Below are 5,195 nucleotides of genomic sequence, written 5' to 3' on the forward strand. Positions count from 1 at the left end.
GCTAAGGTCCGCTCCACCCACATTAATATTATCGTATCAACCGCGATTAGTGCGGAACAAGGACGAAGCCCCTTTAAATTCGAGGTACCCGAGTTAATCCACCTCTGCATCTCAATTGGGTAGTTGCGTCCTGCCAGATTGTGTCTCATATCCACGGGTTTTGAGGGGATGCCGAATATGACCAAATACGCGGGCCTCACCGACTATCTTAAACTTAGGACAGAAGGTGAACTTACTCTGACATTCGATGAGATTGCTGACATCATCAACGGATATCTTCCGAAGTCTGCAGAGCAGTCCCAATATTGGGAAGACGCAGCGAAGATGTGCGCGGGGCACAAAGCATCACAAAAAGCTGGCTATAAGACATATCTCGTACATGGGAACGACAAGGTGCGCTTCGTTCGAAGTTAAGTTTCCTGCGAGCCCCATGCTGGAATGGTTGACAAAAATAGACACACTTGTCTCCTGAGGAACTGATTTCGGCGTGAGGTGCGGCTTCCGAACGAGGAGACCAAGCGGGGGGCTCATTTACGCCGTTGACGGTGTAGGCTACGCGATGTGCTGTGTTTAATGCCGCATCCATTGACACCGGAGCCCAAACCTCTTTGTGTTCGAGTGCGCTATATTTCTGGAAAGGCGCGGACTACCCTCGTGACAAGTTCGATCCTGCACTTGCACAGAAAAGCAGTGTTGAAGGCAAAAACGCGCGGTAGGGTGGTCATAATGGATGGTGAGGGCCTGCAGTCCTCGCGCAAACTATAAAGGTACCACTTCCCTGCAGTTATTCGGGATTAGGTAGCAAAACCACCAGATTTGAATTCCTGCACAACGTAGCCTTTTTAAGGATATCGGTGGATGTGTGCTTACTCTCGAGAAGACATCGTTCTCTGTTTCATCTACGCTCGTGCCAGTTTGGAGGACTATTTTGTTTGGACATCTATCGATCGCGGCATTCAGCGCCCTGATGCTTGCAAGCAGCGAGCAATCCACGCCTGAAGCGTCGATCGGCGCGGGCAACCCCTATCCCGTCAGCAACTACACGTGCGAGGACGGCACGCATCTGGCAGTGCGTCTCCTCGGCGATCGCGCTTCGGTATCCGTCAACGGCGCGACCGCGGTCGATCTGCCCTCCATGGGATCAGAAGGAACGACCTTTTCGAATGGCCGGCAGACGCTGAGCATCGTGCAGGGGCACCTATCGTGGGGCGTTGGCCGAGCCATGCCGTCCGCATGCTCCGGCGGTTGAGCGTTCTCGTCTTGCGGAACAGCGAGGTGTCCCTACTATCGGCAGACGGCCAGCTGGTTGCCCGCGCCAGAGGGCGATTTCAATTTGACCTTGAGATCCTACCGCCCAACATCGGTCTCGGACGGAACATACCGCTTGCCGCCCATAAAAGCGCACGGAATGAGTGCGTCATGGCCGAGGCAGGAACGATCTAAAGTCAACGCTAATATGATTGCTTTTCAATAGCATAGATGACAATTGGTGGCTTTTGCTACCTAATTCCGCAGTTATTGCGCCGACGAGATCGCTGAGAATGTTTCGCGGCAAGGATCTGTGAAGGTGGTGATCGTCCTGACGTCGACATCGGGATTTCATGACGTGTCTTTTTCTTCCGGAACAAATTCTTCTTCTCAGGGTTGCATTTTCGACATTGTGTCACATGGAGAATTTGAAATGGAAAATGCTGAAATTGGTTGGATTGCCGCGATCATCATAGGTGGTCTTGCAGGCTGGTTTGCTGAGATGTTTATGAAAAGCAATACAGGCGTGATCATGAACATCATTTTGGGAATTGTCGGGGCCATCATAGCCAATGCGTTGCTATCGTTTTTTGGCGTTACCCTGACGGGGTGGTTGGGCTATTTGGTCGCCGGATTCATCGGCGCGTGTATTCTCATCGCTGTGGGCCGGATGTTTCGAGGACCTAGGGCCGTATGAAACTACCACAGCACTTGGCCCGGTTGCAGGAGATTGCGACGGGTTTACTTAGCGGGGTCGATAAGGCCACGGGTTTTTTCCGGAACAATACAGGATTGATCAATGCAAATCGAACCCACGTCCAATGAAGATGAAGCCGAAAATGGAAGCGACACCTACCTGGTTGACCAGGTTCTTGAACAACGCAAGAAAGACCCGGGCGAAGCAATATCGCAATACATACCTATGTCGGATCAACTGGCGGCACTCCGGGCGGAGATTGGCCGTCTCGCCGAGTCGGCAAGTCTTATCGCTGAGGAAGCAACCGCAATCGTGGCCCAAGCGCCAGCACGGTTACGTTCCGAGGGAGAAAGACAATTTTATAAGCGCCCTGTGATCTCACTGCTGGCAATCAGCATTTTGAGCTTCCGTCTTACCCAAGCGCTCTTTGGCAGGTCTTACAGGATGAGATGACAATCATGGAGGCACCCCCGCTTGAACGAAAGCTTATTGCAATTCTGGCAGCCGATGTCGAAGGGTATTCGCGATTAATGCATCAGGATGAAGAGGCAGCTCTCGCAACACTATCGTCGCACCGTTCCATCATCGACGCTATAATCGTTCAGGGCCGTGGAGAAATCTCCGGTACGGCGGGCGACAGCGTTCTGGCAGAGTTCGCCAGCGTCGTCGATGCCGTTCATTCCGCGGTCTCAATCCAGCAAGCCCTGACCAAGGCCAACGCCGCTTTACCCCCGGACCGGAGAATGATGTTGCGCATCCGCATTAACGTTGGCGATGTGATGGTGAAGGATGACGGGATATTTGGAGATGGTGTCAATGTTGCCGCTCGGCTCGAGGCAATGGCGGAGCCTGGTAGCATCTCCGTGACCAGAGGAGTGCGTGATCATCTGCGCGATAGGATGGACTATGAATTCGAAGACCTTGGAGAGCATAAAGTTAAGAATATTACTCGGCCCGTCCGGGTGTTCCGTGTCAAGTTCGATCCGAACGCTACTTCCCCACTCCCGATATCGGAACCTGCTGATGGAAAGTCCAGTATTCAATTAACTGATATGGACGCCACTTCAGAAGGTCGCGGTGCCGATCCAGTCGAACTTGAATTTTGGAAATCGGTGGAATCGAGCGGTGATCACGAAGAGTATCGGGCGTATCTACAACAATATCCGGATGGCGACTTCACTGCTCTTGCGAAAACGCGTCTGGCAAAGCCGACTGCAGCCAAACCAGATGTGGCGGCTGACAGGGAGGTCGAGCTCGAATTCTGGACTTCTATCAAAGATGGCGACGCGGCCAGTTTTGAGGCCTATTTGGAGAAATACCCCGAGGGAGAGTTTAAGGCTCTCGCTGAAATCCGGTTGGCCGAGCTGTCTGGATTCCAAAATGAACGGGACAATAGATAATTTTCCTCGCTTTGGCATAATCCCCACAAGCGTAGTTGCGGAGCCGATATTGAAAGGAGCAGGCAACCATCCACCTTATGTCATCCTTCTCGTTCTGTTCACTGCTTGGTTGCCGATGCGCTCAAGAACTTTTCGACGACGCCCTCATCATAATTTCATGGCGGAGCGCTCAGCTGATTGATGGCGTTTAGGCCCCCCACCTTTTAGCGATCGCCAGTGAAATTCCGACGAGACACATGGTAAGCGGCACCCACCAAACGGGATCACTTATGGTGAAAAGTGTGACGCTGCTGCTAACAAGCCAGAGCGTCGGGATAATGAACAACAGGAAGTCGTAGCGGTACCCAGTCGATGCCAGAAACCCGATCGTCGCTATCGCAGTCGGATCGGGCATTATGCCGAAAACTTCCGCAGTTTCCAATCCCCTACCTGCCATCAACGACAGGCAGGGATAGATCAGGACGGCCACCCCCATGACGATCAGCCCTGCGAAACCGCCCGCCAATGACGCTTCAGTTCTGCGCGGGATAACCTGAACGGCGAGCAAAAGGATCGCCTGAGCCACAAAGCCACAAGCGGCGTATGTGGCTGCCCAGTTGATGCTTGACAGACGCGACCAGAGATAGGCCCAACCGACTAGCAGCCAAAGCGCAGCCAGAACCGTCGCAACGATCCTACTGGCATTCGGCCGGGCACTCGCGAGCAAGCAAACGAGGCCTACACCCACCAGTAACATCAGAATCTGAAGTGGCCAAAGGGCGAGGTTATAGCTCTCGATCTGCCTGAAAAATACCCGAGGCGAAAACATTAAAAAATCGGACGGCCTATATGACCACCACTCCGTCACAAGGCATCCTCATTCCGGCCAGCCATCACAGGCTTTCTGCGTAGGCGATGGTGCGTTTGCGCAAGGCCGGGTCCATGACGGTTCCCGTTGCCGCTTCCATGTTTTCCTGTACATGCGCCACGTTTGCGGTCGCGGGAATGGCGCAGGTAACAGCCGGATGCGAGATGATGAATTTGAGCATCAGTTGCGCCCAGGTCTTCGCGCCGGTTTCGGAGACCCAGTCCGGCAGGGGGTGATCCGCCATCTGCGCGATAAGGTCGCCCTGCCTGAAGGGCCGATTGACGATGACGGCGATCTTGCGCTCTGTGGCGAGCGGCAGGATGCGGTCCTCCACATCGCGGTCCAAGACATTGTAAGTTATCTGGACGAAGTCGATCGGCTGCGACATCATGATATCCTCGACTTCAGAATGGCGGCGTCCCTCCGAGGTCGTGATGCCGACATATTTAAGCTGGCCGGCATCCTTCATTTCGAACAGCGTCTGGAGGTGCTCTTTCCAGCTCACCAAATTGTGGACCTGAAGCAGCGTGAATTGAGGCACACCCCAAAAGCTTTGGGACTGCCTGATTTGCTCCCTGCCGGACTGCGGATCGCTGATCCAGACCTTGTCGGCGGAAAAAAGCGTTCGGGGCCGCGACAGCTTTTCAAGCCCGTATCCGATTGTCTCTTGGGCCGAACCATACATTGGCGAGGAATCGATCAGCCTGCCTCCTGCAGCGAAGAAGGCCTGCATAACCGCAGTACATTCATCTCTGAGCTGTATGTCATCCCCGACGTTGAAGGTGATCCAGCTTCCGAGGCCGACGACGGGAAGTTCTTCTCCGGATGAAGGAATGGGCCTGGTCAGGACCGAGAGCGCCTGAGCAGACAACCGGTCGGGAAAGCCCGCCAGAGCCCCGGAACCCGCTATTAGCGCAAGAGCTTCCCGCCGATTGATTGAGAATCGCCTCGCCATCTTGTCTCCTCGCAAGTCGCGCCGGTTTGCCTCTTATTGGTGGAGTAT

7 protein-coding genes are annotated in these 5,195 nt (G+C 54.0%); 5 read left to right on the forward strand and 2 right to left on the reverse strand.

The window, feature by feature from the left end:
* The first annotated feature begins 177 nt into the window (after positions 1 to 177).
* The 5 genes from ACXJ5O_RS18050 to ACXJ5O_RS18070 all read left to right on the forward strand — a co-directional run bounded on the left by ACXJ5O_RS18050 (position 178) and on the right by ACXJ5O_RS18070 (position 3,345).
* Positions 178 to 414, forward strand: a complete 237-nt coding sequence (locus ACXJ5O_RS18050; RefSeq protein ID WP_183665816.1) for a DUF7662 domain-containing protein — start codon at positions 178 to 180, stop codon at positions 412 to 414.
* A 514-nt stretch (positions 415 to 928) separates the two neighbouring features.
* On the forward strand, positions 929 to 1,249 hold the full coding sequence (locus ACXJ5O_RS18055) for a hypothetical protein (protein ID WP_457301096.1): 321 nt from the start codon (positions 929 to 931) through the stop codon (positions 1,247 to 1,249).
* Between the two features lie 432 nt (positions 1,250 to 1,681).
* Positions 1,682 to 1,945, forward strand: a complete 264-nt coding sequence (locus tag ACXJ5O_RS18060; RefSeq protein WP_457301097.1) for a GlsB/YeaQ/YmgE family stress response membrane protein — start codon at positions 1,682 to 1,684, stop codon at positions 1,943 to 1,945.
* Between the two features lie 102 nt (positions 1,946 to 2,047).
* Positions 2,048 to 2,398, forward strand: a complete 351-nt coding sequence (locus tag ACXJ5O_RS18065; RefSeq protein ID WP_457301098.1) for a hypothetical protein — start codon at positions 2,048 to 2,050, stop codon at positions 2,396 to 2,398.
* Positions 2,395 to 3,345: an adenylate/guanylate cyclase domain-containing protein gene (locus tag ACXJ5O_RS18070; RefSeq protein ID WP_457301099.1), complete on the forward strand. Its 951-nt coding sequence runs from the start codon at positions 2,395 to 2,397 to the stop codon at positions 3,343 to 3,345. Before ACXJ5O_RS18065 ends, ACXJ5O_RS18070 begins: the two co-directional genes overlap by 4 nt.
* 187 nt (positions 3,346 to 3,532) lie before the next feature.
* Here the strand turns inward: ACXJ5O_RS18070 and ACXJ5O_RS18075 are convergent, their stop codons facing one another.
* Together ACXJ5O_RS18075 and ACXJ5O_RS18080 are read right to left on the reverse strand one after the other, a co-directional pair.
* Positions 3,533 to 4,153, reverse strand: a complete 621-nt coding sequence (locus tag ACXJ5O_RS18075) for a DUF6064 family protein (RefSeq protein ID WP_457301100.1) — start codon at positions 4,151 to 4,153, stop codon at positions 3,533 to 3,535.
* Positions 4,154 to 4,217: 64 nt separating this feature from the next.
* A complete protein-coding gene (locus tag ACXJ5O_RS18080; protein WP_457301101.1) occupies positions 4,218 to 5,147 on the reverse strand; it encodes an aldo/keto reductase in 930 nt (309 codons plus the stop codon).
* Positions 5,148 to 5,195 lie beyond the last annotated feature (48 nt).

Source organism: Phyllobacterium sp. P5_D12, from assembly GCF_054049495.1.

What these genes read in the sequence shown, in the direction of transcription:
- ACXJ5O_RS18060 (WP_457301097.1), top strand. Translation starts at nt 1,682, where the DNA reads ATGGAAAATGCTGAAATTGGTTGGATTGCCGCGATCATCATAGGTGGT.
- ACXJ5O_RS18050 (WP_183665816.1), top strand. Translation starts at nt 178, where the DNA reads ATGACCAAATACGCGGGCCTCACCGACTATCTTAAACTTAGGACAGAA.
- ACXJ5O_RS18080 (WP_457301101.1), bottom strand. Translation starts at nt 5,147, where the DNA reads ATGGCGAGGCGATTCTCAATCAATCGGCGGGAAGCTCTTGCGCTAATA.
- ACXJ5O_RS18070 (WP_457301099.1), top strand. Translation starts at nt 2,395, where the DNA reads ATGACAATCATGGAGGCACCCCCGCTTGAACGAAAGCTTATTGCAATT.
- ACXJ5O_RS18075 (WP_457301100.1), bottom strand. Translation starts at nt 4,153, where the DNA reads ATGTTTTCGCCTCGGGTATTTTTCAGGCAGATCGAGAGCTATAACCTC.
- ACXJ5O_RS18065 (WP_457301098.1), top strand. Translation starts at nt 2,048, where the DNA reads ATGCAAATCGAACCCACGTCCAATGAAGATGAAGCCGAAAATGGAAGC.